18 protein-coding genes are annotated in these 21,597 nt (G+C 40.0%); 9 read left to right on the top strand and 9 right to left on the bottom strand.

The genetic code is table 11. The features are described 5' to 3' along the window. Positions 1–62: 62 nt before the first annotated feature. The 3 genes from N1I80_RS17870 to N1I80_RS17860 all read right to left on the bottom strand — a co-directional run bounded on the left by N1I80_RS17870 (position 63) and on the right by N1I80_RS17860 (position 737). Positions 63–191, bottom strand: a complete 129-nt coding sequence (locus N1I80_RS17870; protein WP_203245831.1) for a YvrJ family protein — start codon at positions 189–191, stop codon at positions 63–65. A 74-nt stretch (positions 192–265) separates the two neighbouring features. Continuing rightward, the gene (locus N1I80_RS17865; protein WP_340739189.1) at positions 266–478 is read right to left on the bottom strand and encodes a DUF2922 domain-containing protein; all 213 of its coding nucleotides are present in this window, start codon (positions 476–478) and stop codon (positions 266–268) included. 40 nt (positions 479–518) lie between these two features. Next, a complete protein-coding gene (locus N1I80_RS17860; protein ID WP_340739188.1) occupies positions 519–737 on the bottom strand; it encodes a DUF1659 domain-containing protein in 219 nt (72 codons plus the stop codon). A gap of 221 nt (positions 738–958) precedes the next feature. Between N1I80_RS17860 and N1I80_RS17855 the strand changes: the two genes are divergently transcribed. Continuing rightward, entirely contained in the window at positions 959–1,096 is a 138-nt protein-coding gene (locus N1I80_RS17855; RefSeq protein ID WP_340739187.1) for a hypothetical protein, read from the top strand. A 185-nt stretch (positions 1,097–1,281) separates the two neighbouring features. Here the strand turns inward: N1I80_RS17855 and N1I80_RS17850 are convergent, their stop codons facing one another. The 4 genes from N1I80_RS17850 to N1I80_RS17835 form a co-directional block, all read right to left on the bottom strand. Then, the gene (locus N1I80_RS17850; RefSeq protein WP_340739186.1) at positions 1,282–1,416 is read right to left on the bottom strand and encodes a YvrJ family protein; all 135 of its coding nucleotides are present in this window, start codon (positions 1,414–1,416) and stop codon (positions 1,282–1,284) included. Between the two features lie 75 nt (positions 1,417–1,491). Then, positions 1,492–1,704: a DUF2922 domain-containing protein gene (locus N1I80_RS17845; protein ID WP_340739185.1), complete on the bottom strand. Its 213-nt coding sequence runs from the start codon at positions 1,702–1,704 to the stop codon at positions 1,492–1,494. Between the two features lie 40 nt (positions 1,705–1,744). Further along, on the bottom strand, positions 1,745–1,963 hold the full coding sequence (locus tag N1I80_RS17840) for a DUF1659 domain-containing protein (protein ID WP_340739184.1): 219 nt from the start codon (positions 1,961–1,963) through the stop codon (positions 1,745–1,747). 266 nt (positions 1,964–2,229) lie between these two features. After that, the gene (locus tag N1I80_RS17835; RefSeq protein WP_340739183.1) at positions 2,230–5,211 is read right to left on the bottom strand and encodes an S-layer homology domain-containing protein; all 2,982 of its coding nucleotides are present in this window, start codon (positions 5,209–5,211) and stop codon (positions 2,230–2,232) included. 154 nt (positions 5,212–5,365) lie between these two features. Between N1I80_RS17835 and N1I80_RS17830 the strand changes: the two genes are divergently transcribed. The 7 genes from N1I80_RS17830 (at position 5,366) to N1I80_RS17800 (ending at position 18,437) form a co-directional block, all read left to right on the top strand. Further along, complete coding sequence (locus N1I80_RS17830) at positions 5,366–5,800, top strand: tyrosine-type recombinase/integrase (protein ID WP_340739182.1); 435 nt, start codon at positions 5,366–5,368, stop codon at positions 5,798–5,800. Positions 5,801–5,830: 30 nt separating this feature from the next. Then, positions 5,831–6,322, top strand: coding sequence for a hypothetical protein (locus N1I80_RS17825; protein ID WP_340739181.1), 492 nt, complete (start codon positions 5,831–5,833; stop codon positions 6,320–6,322). A gap of 631 nt (positions 6,323–6,953) precedes the next feature. Continuing rightward, entirely contained in the window at positions 6,954–11,051 is a 4,098-nt protein-coding gene (locus tag N1I80_RS17820; RefSeq protein ID WP_340739180.1) for an Ig-like domain-containing protein, read from the top strand. Between the two features lie 195 nt (positions 11,052–11,246). Further along, positions 11,247–13,157 carry a leucine-rich repeat domain-containing protein gene (locus tag N1I80_RS17815; RefSeq protein WP_340739179.1) on the top strand — a complete coding sequence of 637 codons (1,911 nt, stop codon included), beginning with the start codon at positions 11,247–11,249 and terminating at the stop codon, positions 13,155–13,157. A gap of 179 nt (positions 13,158–13,336) precedes the next feature. Further along, entirely contained in the window at positions 13,337–16,087 is a 2,751-nt protein-coding gene (locus tag N1I80_RS17810; RefSeq protein WP_340739178.1) for a hypothetical protein, read from the top strand. Positions 16,088–16,103: 16 nt separating this feature from the next. Next, positions 16,104–16,715 carry an Ig-like domain-containing protein gene (locus N1I80_RS17805; protein ID WP_340739177.1) on the top strand — a complete coding sequence of 204 codons (612 nt, stop codon included), beginning with the start codon at positions 16,104–16,106 and terminating at the stop codon, positions 16,713–16,715. Between the two features lie 225 nt (positions 16,716–16,940). Next, the gene (locus tag N1I80_RS17800) at positions 16,941–18,437 is read left to right on the top strand and encodes a S8 family serine peptidase (RefSeq protein ID WP_340739176.1); all 1,497 of its coding nucleotides are present in this window, start codon (positions 16,941–16,943) and stop codon (positions 18,435–18,437) included. Between the two features lie 80 nt (positions 18,438–18,517). Here the strand turns inward: N1I80_RS17800 and N1I80_RS17795 are convergent, their stop codons facing one another. Continuing rightward, positions 18,518–19,000: a sigma-70 family RNA polymerase sigma factor gene (locus tag N1I80_RS17795; RefSeq protein ID WP_340739175.1), complete on the bottom strand. Its 483-nt coding sequence runs from the start codon at positions 18,998–19,000 to the stop codon at positions 18,518–18,520. 253 nt (positions 19,001–19,253) lie between these two features. Between N1I80_RS17795 and N1I80_RS17790 the strand changes: the two genes are divergently transcribed. Beyond that, positions 19,254–19,751, top strand: a complete 498-nt coding sequence (locus tag N1I80_RS17790; RefSeq protein ID WP_340739174.1) for a competence protein ComK — start codon at positions 19,254–19,256, stop codon at positions 19,749–19,751. 114 nt (positions 19,752–19,865) lie between these two features. Here the strand turns inward: N1I80_RS17790 and N1I80_RS17785 are convergent, their stop codons facing one another. Next, entirely contained in the window at positions 19,866–21,374 is a 1,509-nt protein-coding gene (locus N1I80_RS17785; protein ID WP_340739173.1) for a DUF5050 domain-containing protein, read from the bottom strand. Between the last annotated feature and the right edge of the window lie 223 nt (positions 21,375–21,597).

Here is a 21,597-nt window from a genome sequence, read left to right as displayed (position 1 = left end):
ACCTCGAGAACTAAATAGGACACCCCTTCAACCAAGGAATTGGTCGAAGGGGTGTAACATATTTACTTCATCTTCAACGACAGCAGCACATCATGGATCGCCACAAGCTTCGTTTCGAGCCGGTGCAAAAGATAAAATGATACGAATATCGGAAAACCAATCTCCTGTATGAGATTCATCCATTGTTCCATCTCGTTTCCTCCTCTCTAAAGTTAAATAAAAACCGGCCCCCCAGTCGAAAAACTAGGGAACCGATTCGTGCCGCTTATGCGAGTTCAGTCACATGACGCTCGACGATACGAGCGCCTCTTGACGTTTCAAGTAGCGTTCCATCCACTTCGAAAACGCCCGATGCGATAATTTCCTGCATCGCAACCTCCACAGTAGCTGACGTTAAATCAGCACGTGGCTCATCGACTGTCAGCATCACTTTCTTACCAGCTGCTGTCGTGAAATTCAATTGCAAGGTTTTGGCCATTTTCCATCCCTCCTTTCTTCGTCAAACTAACTGTTTCCGATTAGTCAATGACGTTAGATGTTTCCACCTTTTCTGCACCAGTGAACGGAAGTGCTGACAACTGCGCAAGTTGCTCAAGCGCATTGTACAAGCCGTCCGGATCTGCATTTTTCGAGATGTTACGGTAGGTCTTCGATTTGCGAATCAGTTTGCCTTCCTCCGTCAAACCGCCATCAAAGTGAACCCGACCGACTGCGCTTTTAAATTCGATTGTCGCCATGTGATCACCTCCTTTCACCCTCTATATAGAGTGGTGGGGAGGGAAGGGATACATGGTTTATGGATTTTTTGAAAATACTATTGCATAACCAATCAAAAAAGCCTATAACTGACACGGTCATAAGCTAGCGTTATTCTTACGGAAATAAATACAATACATACATTCCTATTATGGATAGATAATAATAACTGGTAGCCATATCAATCATTGGAGGTAGCATAATGAAGGGTAAATATTTAGCATTACCATTGGCGGTAGCATTGCTATTAAGCGCTTGTGGAGAAAAGGATGAGCAGAATGATTTTGAAGTGGAAGATCCATTGTTGGAGGACGGCGGAGAGAATGATATAGGTACCTAACAATTGAATAATTACATTCAGAACGCTCCATCGTGGAACGTTCTTTTTTGTTGCAGATTTGGATCATTATGTGTCGTGGATATAGGATTATTCTTCATATGATTATACCTGTAGGCAAGTTAGGGGATTGTCACAGCCCTTCGACCAACAATCTGTCGAAGGGTTATTGTATGAATGACTTTGATTTACATATCTTTCATCTTCAACGACAGCAACACATCATGGATCGCCACAAGCTTCGTTTCGAGCCGGTGCAAGAGGTAAAATGATACGAATATCGGGAAGCCGACTTCCTGTATAAGATTCATCCATTGTTCCATCTCGTTTCCTCCTCTCTGTAGTTAAATAAAAAACCGGTCCCCCAGTCGAAAAACTAGGGAACCGATTCATGCAGCTTATGCGAGTTCAGTCACATGACGCTCGACGATACGGGCGCCTCTTGACGTTTCAAGTAGCGTTCCATCGACCTCGAACACGCCCGATGCGATAATTTCCTGCATCGCAGTCTCCACAGCTGCTGCCGTTAAACCGGCACGTGGCTCATCGACTGTCAGCATTACTTTCTTACCAGCTGCTGTCGTGAAATTCAATTGCAAAGTTTTTGCCATTCCCAATCCCTCCCTTCTTCGTCAAACTGACCGTTTCCGATTAGTCAATGACGTTAGATGTTTCTACTTTCTCCGCATTAGTGAACGGAAGTGCTGATAACTGCGCAAGTTGCTCAAGCGCATTGTACAAGCCGTCCACGTCTGCATTTTTCGCGATGTTACGATAGGTCTTCGATTTGCGAATCAGTTTGCCGTCCTCCGTCAAACCACCATCAAAGTGAACTCGACCGACTGCGTTTTTAAATTCGAGTGCCGCCATGTGATCACCTCCTTTCACCCTCTATATAGAGTGATGGGGAGGAAAGGGATACATGGTTTGCAAACGATAGAAAATGTTTTTGGTGCAAATGATTTCATACGCCATATCTGTTGAGTGACTAAATGAAGGAGGAATTTGAAGAATTTAGCATTTTAGTAAAGGCTAAGTGACACGCAGAATTGGAGAGTGAGGGGTACTGAGGCTTGAAGGGCAAAGGTACCCACCTAAAACAACAACAAATTGTTTTAGGTGGGTACCCGGTTTGATTATCTTACTCTGTATTCTTGACCAAATTTAGCACGGTTCCCATACTGATCTTGGGCGGGTGATAAATGATCTTCGATAAGCGTGACAGTTAGGCTTGTTACGTAATTACCTATTGGAACTGTCCCGTATGAATCAGCCCCGTATCTAAAGTCTTCAACAACCTCAAGAACTAAATCTCCGAAATCATACGCATAGTCTCCATTTGTATCCAAGTAGATTACGTCACCATATCTATTATCAGCAGTAGTCGTATCATTTGCTACAGAGGCCCTGATATCTGCGGAAAATGTCCTGTTATCGTAAATAGGAGTAACTGAGTTTGCTTGTACTGTTTGACCATTTAATGTGATTGCAAAATCATTTTTATCGATTCCATACATGGATGTACTGAAACTGAGTATGAGTGAGCTATTGTCTGAGCCAATTGTTGCATTAGTGAATTCAGGTTGGTTTTGATAGTTGCTTACAAATGTAACGTCCCCGCTGTTCGCATATAACATCTTATTTCCGGCATTGTCTTGAAGATGATTTACTGTAAATGCTGCCGTTTTAGTTGTTGGAATACTAGCAGTCGGTACATAGATGATTACAGAAACAGATGTTGCTTTATCGATTGACCCAGTCATGACAGACGTTGATACAGAGGAGCCTGCCGGTAATGCATAGCCATCCCATGTATAGTTAGTAAGATCTCGCACAGTATCTAAGTTTACACCACTGTTCTCGTCCATTACTGTATACGTAACGGTTTGTAGGTCCCCTGCCACGGAACCATTGGTAATCCCGTAAACTAGTGGGGAGGCTGTATCCCACCCGTAATTTTGAACCGAAAATGTTTGTGTTGTGAATGAATTTGAATTAGGAACGGGTGCTTTATCGACAACTGTGTTTGCTGGGATACGAAGCTGATAGTATCCATCTGGTAAAGCCTGTTGAATCGTTAGTGTATTGTTAGAAACCGTCGTATTCGATCCGTTGTAATAGTTTAAGTAAATAGATGTTTCTATACCTGTGTTTTGATTGTACGCAGTAATGACATTATTCGTGCTGAGTGCAATGTTTTCTGTGAAATAGGCGATGATTTTACCATCTCTCCACTCAACGGATGTTAGTGAAGGAGCAATTGTATCTTGATTGAAAGATAGATTCGTTGAATATTGGGTTGTTTTATAGCCGGCTTTGTCTTTTACGCCAGCATCAATATAGAGTACAGTATTGTACGTATTATTGTAAATCGATGATGCACCCGATAGGATAACGGTTCTGGCATTCCAGCCTGCGGATGCAGTTAGTTGGCTAGTTGAGCCATTGGGATAGACGACCCGCGCCATCCCTGCGAATGAAGAGATGTCCATATCTTTATCGTATGTTAATTCGATTTTGTTGTCAGTTGTGACTCTTACATTGGTCACAGTTGGAGCAGTCGTATCGGCGCCAACTGTAATCGTTGTTTCCACTGTGTTTGGAGATGTTGAATTATTATTATAATCCTTCACATTTGTGACGGAAATCCTTGCAGTCGCGCCTACTTGAACGGATGTGCGTGCTGTAATATCCAAACGTTTAGGATCAGTCGAATTGTTTGTGATTGTCGCAGCCGTATTGTTGACATAAGCGGTAGCACCCGCGGCACTCACAGGTTCATCGAAAAATAGGGAAAACGAATTCGTCGATGTTTTTGCTGTGGTAGAACCAGACACTAGCTTAGGTGCGGTCGTGTCATTCACTTTCAAGGTGGCTGTGTGCTTCTCAAATGCTTCGTTTGCAGTCGATTTAATGGCATCTGTTGATGTGAATGTGTAGTCACCATGGAAGCTATTAGCCGCTGTAATCGTAACTGTTTTTCCATCTGCCGATAAAGCGCCTGCCAGTTGGCCAGGATTCCTAGTAGAACTCGTGCTTGTTGTGATGGACATATTTTGAACGACGTTCCAAGCATCCAGGACAGTAGACTTCGAAACTGGCGCTGCAAATGTCACTTCCACTTGTTTAGCGTTCAGTGATTTGACATTTGTAACATAATGCGTGGGTGCTGGTGCTTCAAATCGCATAGAAATATTTTTAGTCGCTCTCGCACTGCCTTTTGTCAAGGCTACGATATAACTCCCGGATTTAGTAGCTTTCGTCACTTTGACACTAACCGCTTTATCAGTGACTAGGCCGGTCGCATAAGTTTGGACAGCCGCTAATTTCTGCGCATCTGTTGTAGTTTGTCCATTTGGAAGCGTAACCGAACCACCTTTTACTTGGTTGGCTGCTGCTTCTACAGCTCTCTGGTTTTGGCTGACTGCCTCTGGTACTGGATCTGGCTTAGGTGTTGGTGTAGGCTTCGCACTTGTTGTTGCCGCTTCACTTCTGAAAATGAAAGAAGCCAATTGCCCTCTCGTGACAAATGCATTAGGCGAGAAGGTCGTTGGTGTTGTTCCCGTCGTAATTTTGTTCGCATACAATACTTGTATATAACTCTTATTCCATTTACTGTTAGTTATATCGCTGAACGGATTGCTTTGTGCACCCTGTGACTTAAAGTTAAACCCAAGTACAAGTATTTTAGCCATCTGCGTTCGTGTCAAATTATCATTTGGTTTGAACGTATTATCTGCATAACCTGAAATGATTCCTGCTTCAACAAGCGCAGCAATCGCGCCGTAGTAGGGATTCTTTTTGTTCACGTCTTTAAATCCTGGATCTTTTACATTGACGGTATCTAGTCCTAGTGACAGCGCCAAAAATGTTGCAGCATGTTGTCGACTAATATTTTGACTTGGTTTGAATGTGCCATCTGGGTATCCCCCAATAATGCCCCGTGAAGACAAGTCCATAACTGCTTCGTAAAAGTGATGACTTGGAATGTCTTTCACATCAGAAAATGTCCGCGTTGCTGCTTCCGTGTTTACTGGTGTAACCGCAACGATAGCCCCTGCTGCAACAGTTGTGGCCAACGTCGCCTTGAATAATTTTTCATAATTTAATTGTCTCATGTTAAGCCTCCTATAGATTCTAATTACACTACGTATATATGTTTTTACGCTCAAAAAATAGAAGCACTTTCTACTATTATAGTATAATTCTTTTGACTGACTAGTTCAACTATTTCGGAATTCGTGATGTTATTCTCAATGTGTATTTTGGCAATTGAAAGGCGATTTTACCAATGGATGTAATCAAGAGTTAGTAGCCAACGCTTTCGTCGAACCTAGCAAAACTAAGCGACTTCCACCCCTTCCGTCTTATAATCAAGGAAAAGGGAAGGAAGAGTGTAATGGACAATCGAACTTACGGCTTTGCTGGGCAAAGCCTAGAGGGAACGGAATATGTATTTTCGTCACAGCGTTGTCCAATCAGCCATTGAGTGCATCAGATATCCGCAATAAGCTGCGCTGGGTGGCAGGGCTCGATACGCCGATTACACCACATACACTGCGCCATTGTACGGCAACCTATTTGACGACAAAAAATGTCCCACAGCATACGATTGTTAGTATTTTGGGACATGCTGATCTGCGTTCGACGATGAGGTATCAGCATTTGGCCGCGGATCATCTAAGGGGAGCGATGAAGCAGCTTTGAGTGAGTGGAATGTATAATAGAACCAACTAAATGGTATCTGAAACGATTGCGAAAGAAAGCGAATTCCCAAATCCAAATGATAGCCCCTCAACACTCACCTTTGTTCCGAGTAGACTGGCGACGATTGCTCGTCGAAAGATAGAAATAAAGTCGGTATTAATTGTCATTAAATTTCCAAAAGGACGTTTTATTTATTCTGATTATATGCTACTATTGACTTACATTTATTACAAATTAGAAATGAGGTCATATAGTGTGAGAGCGTATATTATTTTGGGAAATAATCCAGATACGGAAGAGCTGGTCAAGCATTTGAGAGGGAGAGATAATGGGACAATCACAATTGTTGATGAGGAATATGAAGGTATACTGCGTAGAGAAGGTGACTTAACCTATGTAAATAGGACTTATGTAGATAGCGTTAAGGATATGAATTTGCCTTTCGTGTACTACCATTACATTCAGCCGGCACATCGAAAAGATGGACGGAAGTGGAGGCAGGGAGGAAGTAGTACAAGGTAACTATTGCTTAATGGTATGGATAATTTTGGTGATTAGTCGCAGAGGTAACTGTCAATTACAACGAAAAAAGCTCCTCGCCCAAAAATTGGTCGAGGGGCTAAATGAATTGGCATACATCAATCAGCATTGTCGTAATTATGTTTGAAATATATATGTTGAATTAATGATTCTATCTACTCCCTAGGGAAGGCGTCTACTGGCTTATCGCGGGAGGCATCCTCTAGCCCCAAGCGTTGTTAGCAAGGTACATTTATTCAACTAATAGAATAGGTTTTTCCACTAGCTTTCTTTCCGTTTCTGTAAATTATTATTAAGAAATTCAAAATAACTATTGACTAGGGGCAAGGAAGCGTCCACCTGAAGTGCAAATCAACCTTGTTCGGATTTTATTGTTGATTGTTCAATTATGAAATTGATTCGGCTAGATTTTTTTGTAATAAAGTACTCAAAATAAGCACAGTAATACTACAGAAGTTGTTTGCTCCAAATTGAACCAAAACAAATATACGTAAAGCAACTAGTGCTGATTACGTTTTTGGGGGTTAATCACCACATATGAAAATTGGTTTAGTTTACAGAATTATTGTATAGTTAGTGCGGATGGTATAAGACTAAAGTAAGGAGACTGATTATGCAAAAGGTAAAGTGGAATAAGATAGGTACTTTTTTAGTAATAGCGATTCTGATGCTGAATAGTTGGCTTCCATGGTCAACGGTTTTGGCGGCTGATGAGGGGAACAGTGACATTGAGTGGAATGCCTCTGTTAATGTCTCATCGAATAAAACTTGGGCAATTACATTTAATTCTTTTTTAGATTTGTCTACTGTCACCAATGAGAATATATATGTGAAAAATAAACTAGGCCATACTATACATACTGATATATCTATCGGAAAAGCAAACAATGAGATAGTCATTCAGCCCCCTGAAGGAGGATATCTTGAAGGGGAGACCTATTCACTTCATATCACAGCAGATGTGAAAGATGAACAAGGTAATCCGTTGAAAAAAAGTGTGAACAAAACGTTTATGATTGAACGTGAAGAGGCTGCGTCAATTGAACGATTAGAAAGTGCTATTGTTCTTCCAGAAGAGGGTGTAGTGCTAGGAGGAGATAGCGATAATGATGAGGCTGGCGAGAGTGGTGAAGAGTTAAGAATAAGCACTGAAACCGCAGAAGATTTACAAGTGGGGGACGTTGTTATTATTGAACCTAATGCAACTTTCCCTGAGGGAATTGCAAGGAAAATAGAGCAGATGAGTGAAGAGAATGGTGAAGTTATCCTCTCTACGTCTGTTCCATTTATAAATGAGGTGCTGAAAGAACTTGATTTGAATCAGTCGATTGCTATTAATGCAAGTCATATTATTCCAGACTCATTAGCAAGAGAAGTTACAGTTAGCGATTATAAAGAATATGATGTACAATCGGCTTCTTTTTTTGAAGGGCTACAATTTACGCTTTCTGATTTTCCATTGATTATTGAAAATCAGAAAATGCTAGTTTCAGGGACTATCAAATTGGAAAATCCTGTTTTAAATCCTTATTTAAAATTGAGTAAAAGTAAAACAAGCCTTGAAGAGCTGAAATTCACATTTTCAACAACTATTATTACTAAGCTATCATTTAATGCGGAAGGTTCTATTAAGTTAGGGAAGCCCATCCAGTTTAAAGAGGTTGAAGTGAATATGGGGAAGCTATCAGTTCCAGTTCCTCAAATTCCTGGATTTACAATTGGTGGTGGATTTAGTGGTGTTATAAAAACGGCAGCAATTGGTGAATATCATGCCAGTATTTCAAATACAACCTTTGTAGAGGTAGGCGTGATAAAGAAACAAGATAGTTTTGAACCGATTCGAACAATGAACAACCAAACAGATATATCACAAAGTGGGCAAGGTGGATTAGAAACTAAAGTTGGATTCCGTGCAGCGCTAGATGGGTCCTATTTAAAAATCAAAGTAATAAAGCTGGCAAATGATGTTGGTGTATATGGGAATATGAAGTTAGTAAAAGGACAATTAATCTCAAATAATAATCAAATTCGTTATTGCAGCTCCGGTGAAGTGGGCGTATTTCATGATATTGGTTTAACTTTCCCTTCGTTTCCATATCCATTTAATAAGTCTTGGTCATTACATGGCTATAAATTACCGGCGGCATTTCTAAGCAATTGTGAGACCTTACAGTCCATTAAATTTAATACGAGTGAAATTGATATAGAGAGTGGCTCGACAAAACCGATTGAAGTTACAGCAACTATTTTTGATTTTAGCCTAGGAGAATCTTTAATTAAGAATGTCACGAGTAAAACAACATACGAAACAAGTGACCCTAGTGTAACGGTTGCATCGAATGGAAGAATCCGTGTGGATGATCTCCAAAGTGATAAGAAGGTAACGATTACTGCGAGCTATAATGATGGCAATAGTATTGAACAAGCAAAGTTGCTTGTAAATGTGAAGAAGGATCCAATGATTCCTGATTTACCTACTGGAGATGCAATGGTAACAGTTCCATATGAAGTGAATTATGAATTGACGAATAACACTAATTCAACTAAATCATTATCTCTTAAGGATGCAGTAGACTATGTAGCATATAATTCAAGTGGGCGTATAGTTAGTCAGTCTAAAGCAAGTCGCTATATATATATTCCTGCAAATTCAGTAGCGATTATTTCATTTAACAAGCAACTTTCCGAGCCTATTCAAGTCCCTGATGGGGTTACTATAAAACCTACAGATGAAGAAGCCTATACTACTATCTATCAACAAGGTAAAACAACATCAGAATGGATGAATAAATCGAACGGTAGTGTTTTGCTTCGGGTTGAGAAATCTATTTATGATTATGTAGTTTATGATAGTCGGAATAGAATTTACACTTTCAATCATAATAACAATAATGGAGCTGCACTTTATATCCCTGCTGGTGGAAAGGCGAAGATAACATCGCTAAGTAATCTTGTAAATGCTTCAGCACCATCTCGACATATAAGTGTGACCATAGCTGATATTCCAGCATTAGTGAAGCAAGAAATACGAGCAGGAGAAACCTATTCCTTCACAAATAATCAGGCTTTTGATAATACAATCAAGCTATCAGGGGCAGGCACATATGATTATGCAACCTATAGGAAGAACGGTAGCTCCCGGACATATTATAAAAACCAGGCGGCAGGTGTGTATCCGAGCACACTCTATACTTGGTCAGGTGAAAAAACAATAATCACGAACACAGGTGTACAATCACTAACCGTGTATGTGCCAACGAATTTGTTTAGTGTAACTCAAGAACAGGACGAGACTTTAAGTACCCTTATCATTGGAGCAGGGGAAACCTATTCATTTACAAATAACCAGGCTTTTGATAATACAATCAAGCTAACAGGGGCAGGCACGTATGATTATGCAACCTATAGGAAGAACGGTAGCTCTCGGACATATTATAAAAATCAGGCGGCAGGTGTGTATCCGAGTACACTCTATACTTGGACAGGTGAAAAAACAACAATCACGAATACAGGCGCACAATCACTAACGGTGTATGTGCCGACGAATTTGTTTAGTGTCACCCAAGAACAGGAAGAGACTTTAAGCACTCTTATCATTGGGGCAGGAGAGACCTATTCATTTACAAATAACCAGGCTTTTGATAATACAATCAAGCTAACAGGGGCAGGGACATATGATTATGCAACTTATAGGAAGAACGGTAGCTCTCGGACATATTATAAAAATCAGGCGGCAGGTGTGTATCCAAGTACACTCTATACTTGGTCAGGTGAAAAAACAATAATCACAAACACAGGCGCACAATCACTAACCGTGTATGTACCAACGAATTTGTTTAGTGTAACTCAAGAACAGGACGAGACTTTAAGTACCTTTATCATTGGAGCAGGAGAAACCTATTCATTTACAAATAATCAGGCTTTTGATAATACAATTAAGCTAACAGGGGCAGGCACATATGATTATGCAACCTATAGGAAGAACGGTGATTTGAGGGGCCATTATAAAAATCAATTAGCAGGCGCGTATTCAAGTACCCTTTATACTTGGTCAGGTGAAAAAACAATAGTAACGAATACAGGTGCTCTGCCATTAATAGCGTACGTGCCAACGAAAATATTGAATGTGACTGAAGGAGGGATTATAGAACTGACGGATTATCAAAAGGAAATTGGAGAAATTATAGTGTCAGTTATAGACGCTACATCTGTAAAAGTCATATTTGATATAGAGATAGAAGAACTAGGTAAAGAATATGTAACAGTATTCAATACGAATAATGCTGAAGAAAAGTATGTGCAAGATATTGTACTATTGGAGGACAGAAAATCAGTCATTATTAACTTCCAAGAACCACTTACTTCAAAAGTAACTTATAGTTTAGCTATTCAAGACGGAGAAACTGTACGTTCAAGTGAGTTTGAATACGTAGGGGAAAAAGTAGTTAAAGTTGAAGCAGCTGACATGACTGTACCAGCGGGTGTAGTGACCGAGATTAATTACCAAGTGTTTGACGAAAATGGTTTGGATATTACATCTACCATTTCTGTAGTAATCAGAGCGACAGAAGGAATTGTTGAAAATGATGATAAAACAATTAACCTTGCTGCAGGAGAGGCGTTCGTAACCATTGTAGCAATTGACGAAAATGGCATTGTTATGGGCAGCCAGCACATAACAGTTACAGCTCAAGTCAATGAAGAAAACTAGTATAGTAACTATCCCTTTGACCGACAACAATCGGTCAAAGGGATTTTTCATATTTAACCTAAACTTAACCTTCGTATTCTAAAATGGAGCGGAATACAGAATTTTTCGATTAACTAAAAACGGTAGAAGTAGTGAAAGAAAGGAGTATATCAAGGAAACCGAAAGTAGATGATAACAATGAGGAGGAGAATTTACATGATGAAAAAGCCAGTGAAAATAATTGCAATGCTAATCTTGATGCTTAGTTTACTCCCTTTTGCGGCCTTCGCAGATTTTGAGGATTATCCATTTGATGAGTATGGTATGAGAATTGACAATAGTGATGTACGAACACTTGAGGCAGCTGGAGATTTTGAGTCGTTTCCTGAAGAATATGGTGTGTCCATTAGCAAAGCATGGACCATTACGTTTTCTGGTTTAGCGACATATGACAAAATCAACGGCATGGTCATACGAAAAGGGGATTCGTTCATTCCTGTTAGCATTCAACTGAATGGTAATCAGGCAACAGTGACGCCTGTTGACCCTTATGAGCGTGGTGCGACGTATACGTTGAAGATTTTCCTTGATAATGGAAAGAGGTATAATAAGCAATTTACAACATTGACAGGGGAAGTTATCCCAGATCCAGAACCAGACACATGTACGGAGACGGACGCCAAATGGTTTACGTTTAGTGCAGGTACCATTACGGCCTATGATATTGCAGGACCGAAGGAAGTTTGTATTCCAAGTGAAATAAATGGACAGTTGGTTGAAACCATTGGAAAAGCCGCGTTTTATAAAAAGAATCTGGTGAGCGTAATTATACCAGACACAGTTACAACAATTGTTGGCGGGAATTCTTGGGAAGGTGCATTCGCTGGTAACTATCTAACAGATGTCTATCTTCCAGATAGCGTAACTGCCATTGGTGGTCATGCATTTGCAGACAATAATTTACTGTCAGTAAGATTGCCAGCGAACCTTGTTACACTTGAAGCGGGCGCATTTAAAGCTAATCAGCTCACAAACATTTCACTTCCACAGAGTTTGCGGGTGATGAAGGGATCTGTGTTCGCAAATAATAAGTTGACATCATTAGTCATCCCGGAAGGTATTACGACACTAGGAGATTATATTTTCCAAAACAATGAATTGACGAGCGTAACAATCCCGAATAGTGTTGTGAGTATGGGTAGCTACGCATTCGAGAATAATAGTTTGACAGAGGTTACTATCCCGAATCGACTTCAGACGATTAGTCCTAGCGCATTTGCTAAAAACAAATTAGTCAATGTGACAATTCCGAACTCTGTTGCAACGATTGGAAAAGCTGCATTTTATCAGAATAGGTTAGTGTCAGTTTCAATCCCTAACAGTGTAACCATCATTCATGGTGGAAACTCTTGGGAAGGTGCGTTTGCAAGTAACCTTTTGGAAACAGTCGAGATTCCCGATAGTGTATCAGATATTGGCGGACACGCATTTGCTGATAATAAATTAACAAGTGTTCGTCTACCATCTAATCTAATCACTTTAGAAAGTGGTGTATTTAAAGGGAATTTACTTACAGCAATCACGCTCCCGAACAGTTTGACAAGTATAAAGGATTCTGTGTTTGAAAATAATAAGTTATCGACAATTTCAATCCCGAACAGAGTAATAAACATAGGTAAATACGCCTTCCGGAATAATCAGTTAATACAGGCGAACCTATCTGAAAGCCTTGATACGATTGGGGAATATGCGTTTGCAAATAATAATTTAACGACAATTACGATTCCTTCAAAAGTCACTAGCCTTAGTTCAAATGTGTTTGCAGACAACGAAATTACGCATATAACCATCCCGAACACGGTGACGACAATTGGAAAGGCAGCATTTTATAAAAATAAGTTAACATCTGTCTCAATCCCGAACAGTGTGACGACGATTGATGGTGGAAACTCTTGGGAAGGTGCATTTGCAAATAATCTATTGACATCTGTTACAATTCCAGACAGTATGAGTTCAATTGGCGGTTATGCTTTCGGTAGTAATAGATTGACCGAAGTAAGTGTACCAGCTACAACTACACTGGCAGATTCAGCCTTCGATAAAACGGTTACTATAATAAAAAGATGATGGTTGACGTTTTCAAGTAAAAGTATATAAAAGGGAGCGGGTTGTAACTAATCCTGCTCCCTTTTTGATTGTTTATATGCTTATTCCTTCATATATTGGAATAATTACCGATGAACTAGATAGGAGATAGCACATACATATCATTTCCACTACAAACTACAAAAAAGAGGAGCAAACAAATGAAATCAATGAAGAATACTGAAAAATACGCACGGCTGATTCTGTTGCCACTAGTTGCATTTATGCTGATACTTTCTACGGTTTTGCCGTCAGTTGTATTGGCAGCAGACGCTAGTATCATTACAGTATATCCAGGAACGATAACGCAAGATGACATCAATACGAAAAGCTCAACGATTAAATTTACTTTGAGCAGTAATCATAGCTGGGGGAAAGGCATCAATACTGCAGATTTGATTGCAGGTATGATCACAAGTAGTGAAACGGATGAATGGAATGCTTATAAATCAAAGATTAGTATGGCTATTACTAACCAAACTCTAACCCTGACACTGCCAAAAGCTGTCTATGACATCAAGGCGGATCAAACCATCACAATGGAACTCCCGACTGCACAAGTTAAAGATGGAGCTGAAATAGTAACGTATGTGCCTGTTTCTTTCGTCATTACACATACTAAAACTTCAACCCTTACGATAACTCCAACTTCAGTGACAGAGGCGGATATACAGACAGGGAAAGCAGTAATTACCCTAACGCTGACGGATAACGAATGGAGCATTGATTCAGACACAAAGAGACAAGATCTCATTAACGCACTTGTCCCAAAAGATCAGAAGGAGCAGTGGGACAAGGTAAAGAATATGTTAAGTATTTCGGATACGACTGGCGATACCCTAGTAATTACACTTCCAAAAGTTTCGGACTATAAACTAGGTACTAACCAAACTGTTACGCTTAATGTTCCTCAGCAATTATTGAAAAATAATACTAGGATAAATGAAGCGGAATTCACAATTAACGCTGCACCGAAAGTGATCATTACAGGAACGGCTACACCTAAAGTTACCCAAACAGATATCATAAATGGTGGCAAGACTATTGTCGTTACAGTAGTTAATGGAGTGTGGGCAAATGATATTGCGAGTAATTCAGCTTCAGGACAAAAATTACTGAAAGGTTTCATGTTCGATCCTGCCTATAAAGACGCGATCAATGCAGGAGCGAATGTAGTGAGAACAAATGATGAAGTCGTCACAATTATATTACCACCACTTGCTGAATATAAAGTTGGGGCAGATACACTCATCAAATTTGATGCAAGCGCTATAACGGCAACAGGGAGCTCGAATACAGGAATACTAGATGCATTCACAATTACACCGATAACTAACCAATCCGCAATCGTTTCAGGTTCAATTGTGGGTTCCAATGAATTCGACATTGCCAAAGGCGGCAAGGAAATGATAGTGACGTTGAAAAACGACAGTTGGACAACAGATCTAACGAAGTTAGAGAAATTTCAACCTGAATTTATAGATGCAGAAGATAAACCAGTGACTTTACCTATTAAAAAAGTTGAAAGAACAAGTGACACAGTTCTAACGATTACTTTAGAAAAAGATTCCGGCTTCATGTTAACGGATGATATATCTGTCAAACTAACGATTCCAGCAGACATATTGGCTACATCAGGTAGTCCAATTACACCGTCAGCATTCAAAATCACTGCTGTCCAAGCTGAATTGCCAAGTGGGAAAGACATAGTCCTTGATCAGGTAGACATTCAAAAAGGCGGTAAAGTCATTTCAATCACATTGAAAAATGCTGCATTTAAAGAGAAGCTAGAGATTGATAAGGATTTGGTCGAGAGTATTTTTACTGTTAGCAATTCAATCACGACTGCCTTGGAAGATAACTTAAGTAACATTACCATTACAAAAAATAGAATATCGATTAGGCTACCAGCTGTGTCTGATTATAATTCGTTGGAAGCAGATACATTTGGTATGAAAATTCCGAAAGAATTAATCGACCATGACACAGCTAAAGACCTTGATGTTATTGGGGAAATTACAACTGGAGCAGTCGCCACAGTAGAGCTTGATCCACAGACAGCAACTTTCACCGATGAAAAAATCAAAGCAGGAACTGCAAAAATCAACCTAACGTTAACAGGTACAGAGTGGGACCCTACTTTACCTACGAATATCAGTAAAAAGGCTGCCCTGTTAAAAGGTTTCACAGTGACAGATCAAACAAAAGAATGGGCAATACTTAGTAAAGAAATCAGTACAAATGGAAAATTCGAATTTTCTGCTGATCAAAAAATGCTGACGATCACTGTACCTAAGGTTACTGGGTATTCAATTATTCGAGACCAAGTCGTGAACATTAAAATTCCGAAAACCGTACTGGTGAACTACAAAGAGGATCTACCGGTGGCAGAGCAACTGACGATTACCGTTCCAACATTCGATGGAGGTACGTCGCTAGATAAATTGACTGAGAAAGAATTTGAGGACGCAATAACAAAGAATAAGCGACTGAATGTTCCGAGTAAAAAAGTAGAAAAAATCATTGTGAATACAGTTGATACGGGCAAAGAAACACCAAGTATTACAACAATCGAAGTAACTGCAGCTGCGGGTGTGAAGAAAGTTCAGGTAATCGTCGAAGAGGGCGAGAAGAAGACGGTAATGCATGTAGGAGATACTCAATCTACATCTACTTTTGTTTACGTAGGTCTTGAGAAAAATAGTGAATTGGAAATTCAGGTGTTCGGTGATGGTACAGAGCCTTTGCAGAGCCCAATTTACAAGAAAATCGGTAAAGGCAACAAAGTATATACTGAAATTCCTAAAAAAGATCTAGCAGGTGCTTACTTGCTTTATGACATTTTAACGCAGAAGGCCTTGTTGAAAGATATTTTGAAATACTATTCAATTGACGAACTAAAAGTGAATTAAGAAAGGGGCAGCATACTTGAAGAAAACAGGAAGAAAGTTAGTAGCTTTTTTAACTATGTTTATTATCTTAGTGACGACATTTAGTCAGCCGGCGCTTGCTAAAGAGTGGAATTTGAAAACTAGTATCGATGTCAATAAGCTATGGGAAGTAAAATTTAGTAAGCCTTTGGACGAACGTACTATGATTGCGGACAATATCTATGTGTTAGATGGGAAAAAGAAGCATGCGACAACATTAGAACTAGCGGGGGATGGCTCTATTTTACAAGTATCGCCGGATACTCCTTATGAAGTAGGTAAGTCGTATATGCTGATGATTACGAGAGATGTTAAGTCTACTGATGGAAAAGCATTAACTGAATCTGTCGAATTTCCATTCCAAATCACGGGTCATATCCAAGACATTTACAGCACTTCGAACAGTATAGTTACAACTATCACAGTCAAGGCAAGTCGGGATGTAAACAGAGTAACCGTTGGTAGCGAGGAAATGAGATATGAAGGAAAGAATATTCATAAGCTACCACTTATTGGTGCGAAACCGGGTTCAACTGTCACGATCACAGCTTATGATGTAGATAATAAAAGACTTGATAGAATAAGTTATAAACTTGGATCTACTAACTAGTTCCTGTGTTGTTTGGTTCATTAATCAATAAGGTCTGAACTCGGTATTGCACCGGGCTCAGGCCTTTTTGTTTTGCTTGGTTCACTATCCTTTTATCTAATCTCCAGCGGAGGCGTCCCACTGGTATTCATAAAGTAGTTTAATTGACCAATTAATCTATCGGTATTCCTGCTAATCTGATAACATTGTAGCTAAGCTATTCTACAATGCGAGAGGATTGAAAATATGAGAAAGAAAATAATCACAATCATAACAGTTATCTTATTGCTGTTCATACTACCGAGTCCAAACATTACCCATGGTTATGTAGAAGAGAGTCATCTATCCAATGAGCTACTCGTAAAGTATGCCAGTGATTATCGCCTATTGGCTGATGCAAGAGTCCTCCAGGAAGTTGAAACAGTAGAAACGATTGCGCCACAAGTAGAACTGTTGACCTTCCAAGCAGACGCGGATATGGCGGCGATTAAAACGCAGCTCGAGAATGATTCGACTATTGAGTATGTAGAACCCAATTATGAACGTCATTTACTTTCGACAATGAGTGATCCCGATTTTAGCAAACAGTGGTGGATTCCTCATGTAAAGGCAGGAAGTATGTGGGATTATGCAGGGGCTCAGCAACAGCAAGTTGTTGTTGCCGTAATTGATTCTGGCGTTGATATAAATCATGAAGATTTGAAGAATCGAATTGAACCAGGAGGCTATGACTTCTATTTGCATACAGAAATAGTCACTGATTTACATGGGCATGGAACGAAGGTTGCTGGAGTGATTGCGGCAGAGGCGGGGAATGGACTAGGTGTTACCGGAGTTACAGGGCCGTATAATGTGTCAATACTCCCCATAAAGGTTATAGGTAGCACTGGCAAAGGGAAAGTATCGGCAGTTATCGAGGCAGTCGAATATGCAGTTTCACGGAACGTGGATGTCATTAATTTGAGCTTGGGTGGCAAGGATTCTTCGGAAATAGAAAAGGAAGCTGTCCAACGTGCGCTAGATGCGGGAATCGTTGTTGTTGCGGCTGCTGGCAATGATGCGCTAAAGGGGAATCCGATTATGTACCCTGCAGCCTATGATAAGGTCATTTCAGTTGGTGCTGTCAATGAAAATAATAAGCGATCGTCATTTTCAAGCTACAATCGATTCGTCGATCTTGTCGCTCCTGGTGAAAGGGTATGGACGACAGCCCCCCGGGATGCTTATAGACAGGACTCAGGGACGTCATTTTCTGCACCGATTATCTCTGGAACTGTGGCGATGATGAAAGCGTTGAAACCAGAGTTGTCGAATGATGAAATTACTAATTTATTGACAACGACTGCACAGGATTTAGGGGAGCCTGGACGTGATAATCATTTTGGGACAGGTTTGTTAAATATCGAGAAATTGACGAATCATCTAATGGGTGAAAGCTTTGTCGGTGATTTTCCTGACAAGACAGTTCCAGTTACACATGCATTCACTGTAACATTTAATCAGGAACTTGTACTCGATAAGGACTACAGTCAAGCAATCCTCATATCACGGAAGCCTGATGGCAGTGAACCAATCACGTCATTTACGACAAAGGTCGATGTGAGCAATCCAACAAAATTACGCATTACCCCAGCCACAACTTGGGCGCATGGCCACCATTATTTGACCATCACGACGGATATGCAAAGTAAACATAATAAGCCATTAAATAACAAAGTGCAAATGAAGTTTAGTGTGGAATGAAATAGAAAGTGAGTCAGGACTATTAAGAAATAAGGAATGCCCCCAGATGAACAGCAGCTGGGGGCTATTGCTATTTACCTCTATTGTTTTGTCAAAATTTCCTTCAATTTCACTAACATTCGTTGCCTCCTCTTTTTTATACCTGCCACTGTAATTCCACTTCTTTCAGCACATTCCCCTAGCGTCCATCTTTCGAGGAATAACCATTGAACAAGTTGCTGTTCTGTAGAGGATAATGTAACAAGTGCATCCGAAAGATTATCCGACCACTCATGGGCTAGGGTGCTCGCTCCGCAAATCACTATCAACAGGTCATCTTCCGTTTGCGTAACATGCTCCTCAAATCGACCTTCTCTTTTCAATTCATCCAACATAGCGCCACGAATGCTTCGATAAGCAAATGGAGTGAAATTTCCTTTGGTCTCATCAAAACGACTCCATGCCTGCCATAAGGCGACGCGCCCTGCCTGTCTAAAACTCTCATGATCCCGATAAATATTCAATTTGCGAATAGAGGCGGAAATCATAGGTTCATACTGCTTTAATGTATCTTCGAAATTCATCAATTTGGCGGCCTTTCAGACCGTGCACGATGCTTTGTATTCCCGGGTGAGTCCATCGTAAGTCATTGGAAATGGAGAAACCAATGGGCGTTTATGAGGTTTGGCGCACTAAATTTGATGAATGAAGGGGAGGAAAGTGATATATGTAACAATAAAAGATTGATTATTCCATATAATTGACAAAATAGGACTATTCTTAGGTTTAGGTAAATGGTAATGTAGAGGTATAGAAAAGGAGAAGGGGGAATTTAAATTGCTGAACTGTGATTCTTATTTGATTGATGCACGAACATTGGCGGTAAAATCGTTTTACACGGATGGCTACAAATCGAAAATCATTACAACGCACGGTATCTACTATTCCAAGTTGACTCCACAAAATCTACTCAATAAGGCGTGTCTCCACTTTTTTTCAACGATGAAGGGCCGCATCAATGCTGCAGCGACCTTATTAAACTATGATAAAAAATCACCGTTTCTCATAGCACCAAACGAAATTGGCGTTTTTCCAACGGCCTCACCCAGAAATGCAAATTGTGTCTGGATCTTTAATCATCGTTTCACAATTAAGGAAATTGAAAAGGGTAAATCACTTATCACATTCATGGATGGAACAGCGATTACAGTCGCAGCCTCGAAGCATACGACTTTAAAACAACATGGTCGATTGCATACGCTCTTAAGCATTTCACGCTTTATGGAACGGGAAAGGATGTTGTATATTGTGGATGACAAGATTGGAAGTAATTGATGGGGTAAATTGGTATTACGTATCCTTTTCCTTTATTATTAAACTAATACCCCAGTCACCCTTCGGTGGACTGGGGTATTAGTTTGAGATGAAAAGGTGGATATACGCATTTTCTTATCGTACATAAAAAAGATGAACCTTTTTAGCCTTTTGAACTTGACCTGTTTGTGACATCACATTTTCAATCGTTAACACATAATTGGTGTTGGTTGTATAGCCGCTTTGTGGTGCGTGAATGAGCAGTTTCGTTTCAGTGCTATCAAGATTGAATGTGACAGCAACAGGGATACCATCCGCGGACGTGACAACAACTGTGTTATCTGAAATAGATGTCCAATCAATTTTATGGCTAAACGTAACCGTCCACATTTTATCGGAATCAACAACAATGCCAATTGGAGTTGTGGGTGGAGTAATAGGATTGTCAATCACCGACTCCAAAAACAGCGTGTTCCGCTGGTTTGTTGTGTTATCTAAATAGCTTAACATATTGCCTTCTATTGTCAGGTCAGTCGAGTGAACGGTATTCAATTCCTCAAGCGCGGTGCCGTCTGTTTTCATTTTAAAAAGATATCCGCCATGGGAGTAGTTACTGAAGTAAATCCAATCGCCAGAAATGACAAAGTATGGCGCGCGAACGTCATTAATCTGTTGTTTATCGGTACCGTCTTTCGCGATTTTGTATAGCTTGTCCTCATCAACATTACTGCTGAAGTAGTAATAGCCATCGAGTTCAATCTTGCTATTTAACTCCTTGAAGTAGCTGTAGGTAGTGCTTGTTGCTGTCGGCCAGTTTGCTTCGTTCCACTGATGATCATTTCTGAGCTGGTCAGCGGGAATAAGGAAGTAGGAGTAGTCTACGTAATTCGGTATATTCGGAACGGGATCATCCCACGTAATATCCATGAAGTAAAAATGTCCATCTAACTGGACAAGGTTCCATGAATGGAGCACGCCGTTACTGTGCCCAACGACATAGTGATTTTCGATACCGAGTCGATCTAATAAAATCTGTGCAGCTTTTGTATACCCGTCGCAGACAGCAATGCCATTGATAAGTGCACCAAATGCAGTGTAAGAATCAGCTGGGACGGTATCGTTTAGAAAGTTATCGTAATCGTACGCCGTATTCAGGGCCAAGTAATCATGAATGGCTTTCACTTTATCAAAGTCTGTGAAACCAGGCTTGATAATAGAAGCAAGAACCGTGTTGATTTCAGCTTGAAGTAGCTGCTGGTTTGTTTGGACAAGTGGTGTAGGGATTGAATAGTTGAACTCCATATTACCGTTAGACCAAGCCGACCAACTATGAAGATACATAATTTCAGGATTTTCTTGTAAGACTTGCAAAATCAATTGACTCACTTCTAAATAGGCTAGTTCAGTTGTGTCAAATTGCCCTTCTGTTTCGCCAGCTAATAAGGCAGACTGGATCATCTGATAGGAATTAGGACTAGATTGAGTCGATAAAAGCTCAATACCTTCATCAGATTCTTTGATAGATTCCTCGATAAGTTCATCGTAGACAACTGTTATCATGTCGACTTCTGCTGAAATGGATTGGCCAAAGAAAAGTAAAGATACAATTATAAACGTACAACTAAAAGAGAGTATTTTTTTCAAGATAAATCACCTCCACTAGTATTATCGGTATACAATGGCATGTTTTTAGTAGTATATACTCATTTATTGAAAAAAGGTTAAATGGACTATAGTCTGACGATTATTTTTTTCTATGGGGGTTTTTAGTTGTGAGAAAATACGTAGATAGGAGTTCTTCGCTTCGTTTTTTTAATCAGTATTGTGTCTTTAGTCTTGCGGTATATGAAAGGGCAGTAATCGTAGA

Source organism: Sporosarcina sp. FSL K6-3457, from assembly GCF_038007285.1.
GTDB lineage: Bacteria > Bacillota > Bacilli > Bacillales_A > Planococcaceae > Sporosarcina.
Note: the sequence above shows the minus strand (reverse complement) of the source record. Positions and strands in the feature narration are given on the sequence as shown.

Excerpts from the sequence above, each read along its gene's own strand:
- N1I80_RS17825 (WP_340739181.1), top strand. The coding sequence starts at position 5,831 with ATGGTATCTGAAACGATTGCGAAAGAAAGCGAATTCCCAAATCCAAAT.
- N1I80_RS17845 (WP_340739185.1), bottom strand. The coding sequence starts at position 1,704 with ATGGCAAAAACTTTGCAATTGAATTTCACGACAGCAGCTGGTAAGAAA.
- N1I80_RS17810 (WP_340739178.1), top strand. The coding sequence starts at position 13,337 with ATGAAATCAATGAAGAATACTGAAAAATACGCACGGCTGATTCTGTTG.
- N1I80_RS17815 (WP_340739179.1), top strand. The coding sequence starts at position 11,247 with ATGATGAAAAAGCCAGTGAAAATAATTGCAATGCTAATCTTGATGCTT.
- N1I80_RS17870 (WP_203245831.1), bottom strand. The coding sequence starts at position 191 with ATGGAACAATGGATGAATCTCATACAGGAGATTGGTTTTCCGATATTC.
- N1I80_RS17840 (WP_340739184.1), bottom strand. The coding sequence starts at position 1,963 with ATGGCGGCACTCGAATTTAAAAACGCAGTCGGTCGAGTTCACTTTGAT.
- N1I80_RS17820 (WP_340739180.1), top strand. The coding sequence starts at position 6,954 with ATGCAAAAGGTAAAGTGGAATAAGATAGGTACTTTTTTAGTAATAGCG.
- N1I80_RS17795 (WP_340739175.1), bottom strand. The coding sequence starts at position 19,000 with ATGAATTTCGAAGATACATTAAAGCAGTATGAACCTATGATTTCCGCC.
- N1I80_RS17850 (WP_340739186.1), bottom strand. The coding sequence starts at position 1,416 with ATGGAACAATGGATGAATCTTATACAGGAAGTCGGCTTCCCGATATTC.
- N1I80_RS17860 (WP_340739188.1), bottom strand. The coding sequence starts at position 737 with ATGGCGACAATCGAATTTAAAAGCGCAGTCGGTCGGGTTCACTTTGAT.
- N1I80_RS17800 (WP_340739176.1), top strand. The coding sequence starts at position 16,941 with ATGAGAAAGAAAATAATCACAATCATAACAGTTATCTTATTGCTGTTC.
- N1I80_RS17865 (WP_340739189.1), bottom strand. The coding sequence starts at position 478 with ATGGCCAAAACCTTGCAATTGAATTTCACGACAGCAGCTGGTAAGAAA.
- N1I80_RS17835 (WP_340739183.1), bottom strand. The coding sequence starts at position 5,211 with ATGAGACAATTAAATTATGAAAAATTATTCAAGGCGACGTTGGCCACA.
- N1I80_RS17855 (WP_340739187.1), top strand. The coding sequence starts at position 959 with ATGAAGGGTAAATATTTAGCATTACCATTGGCGGTAGCATTGCTATTA.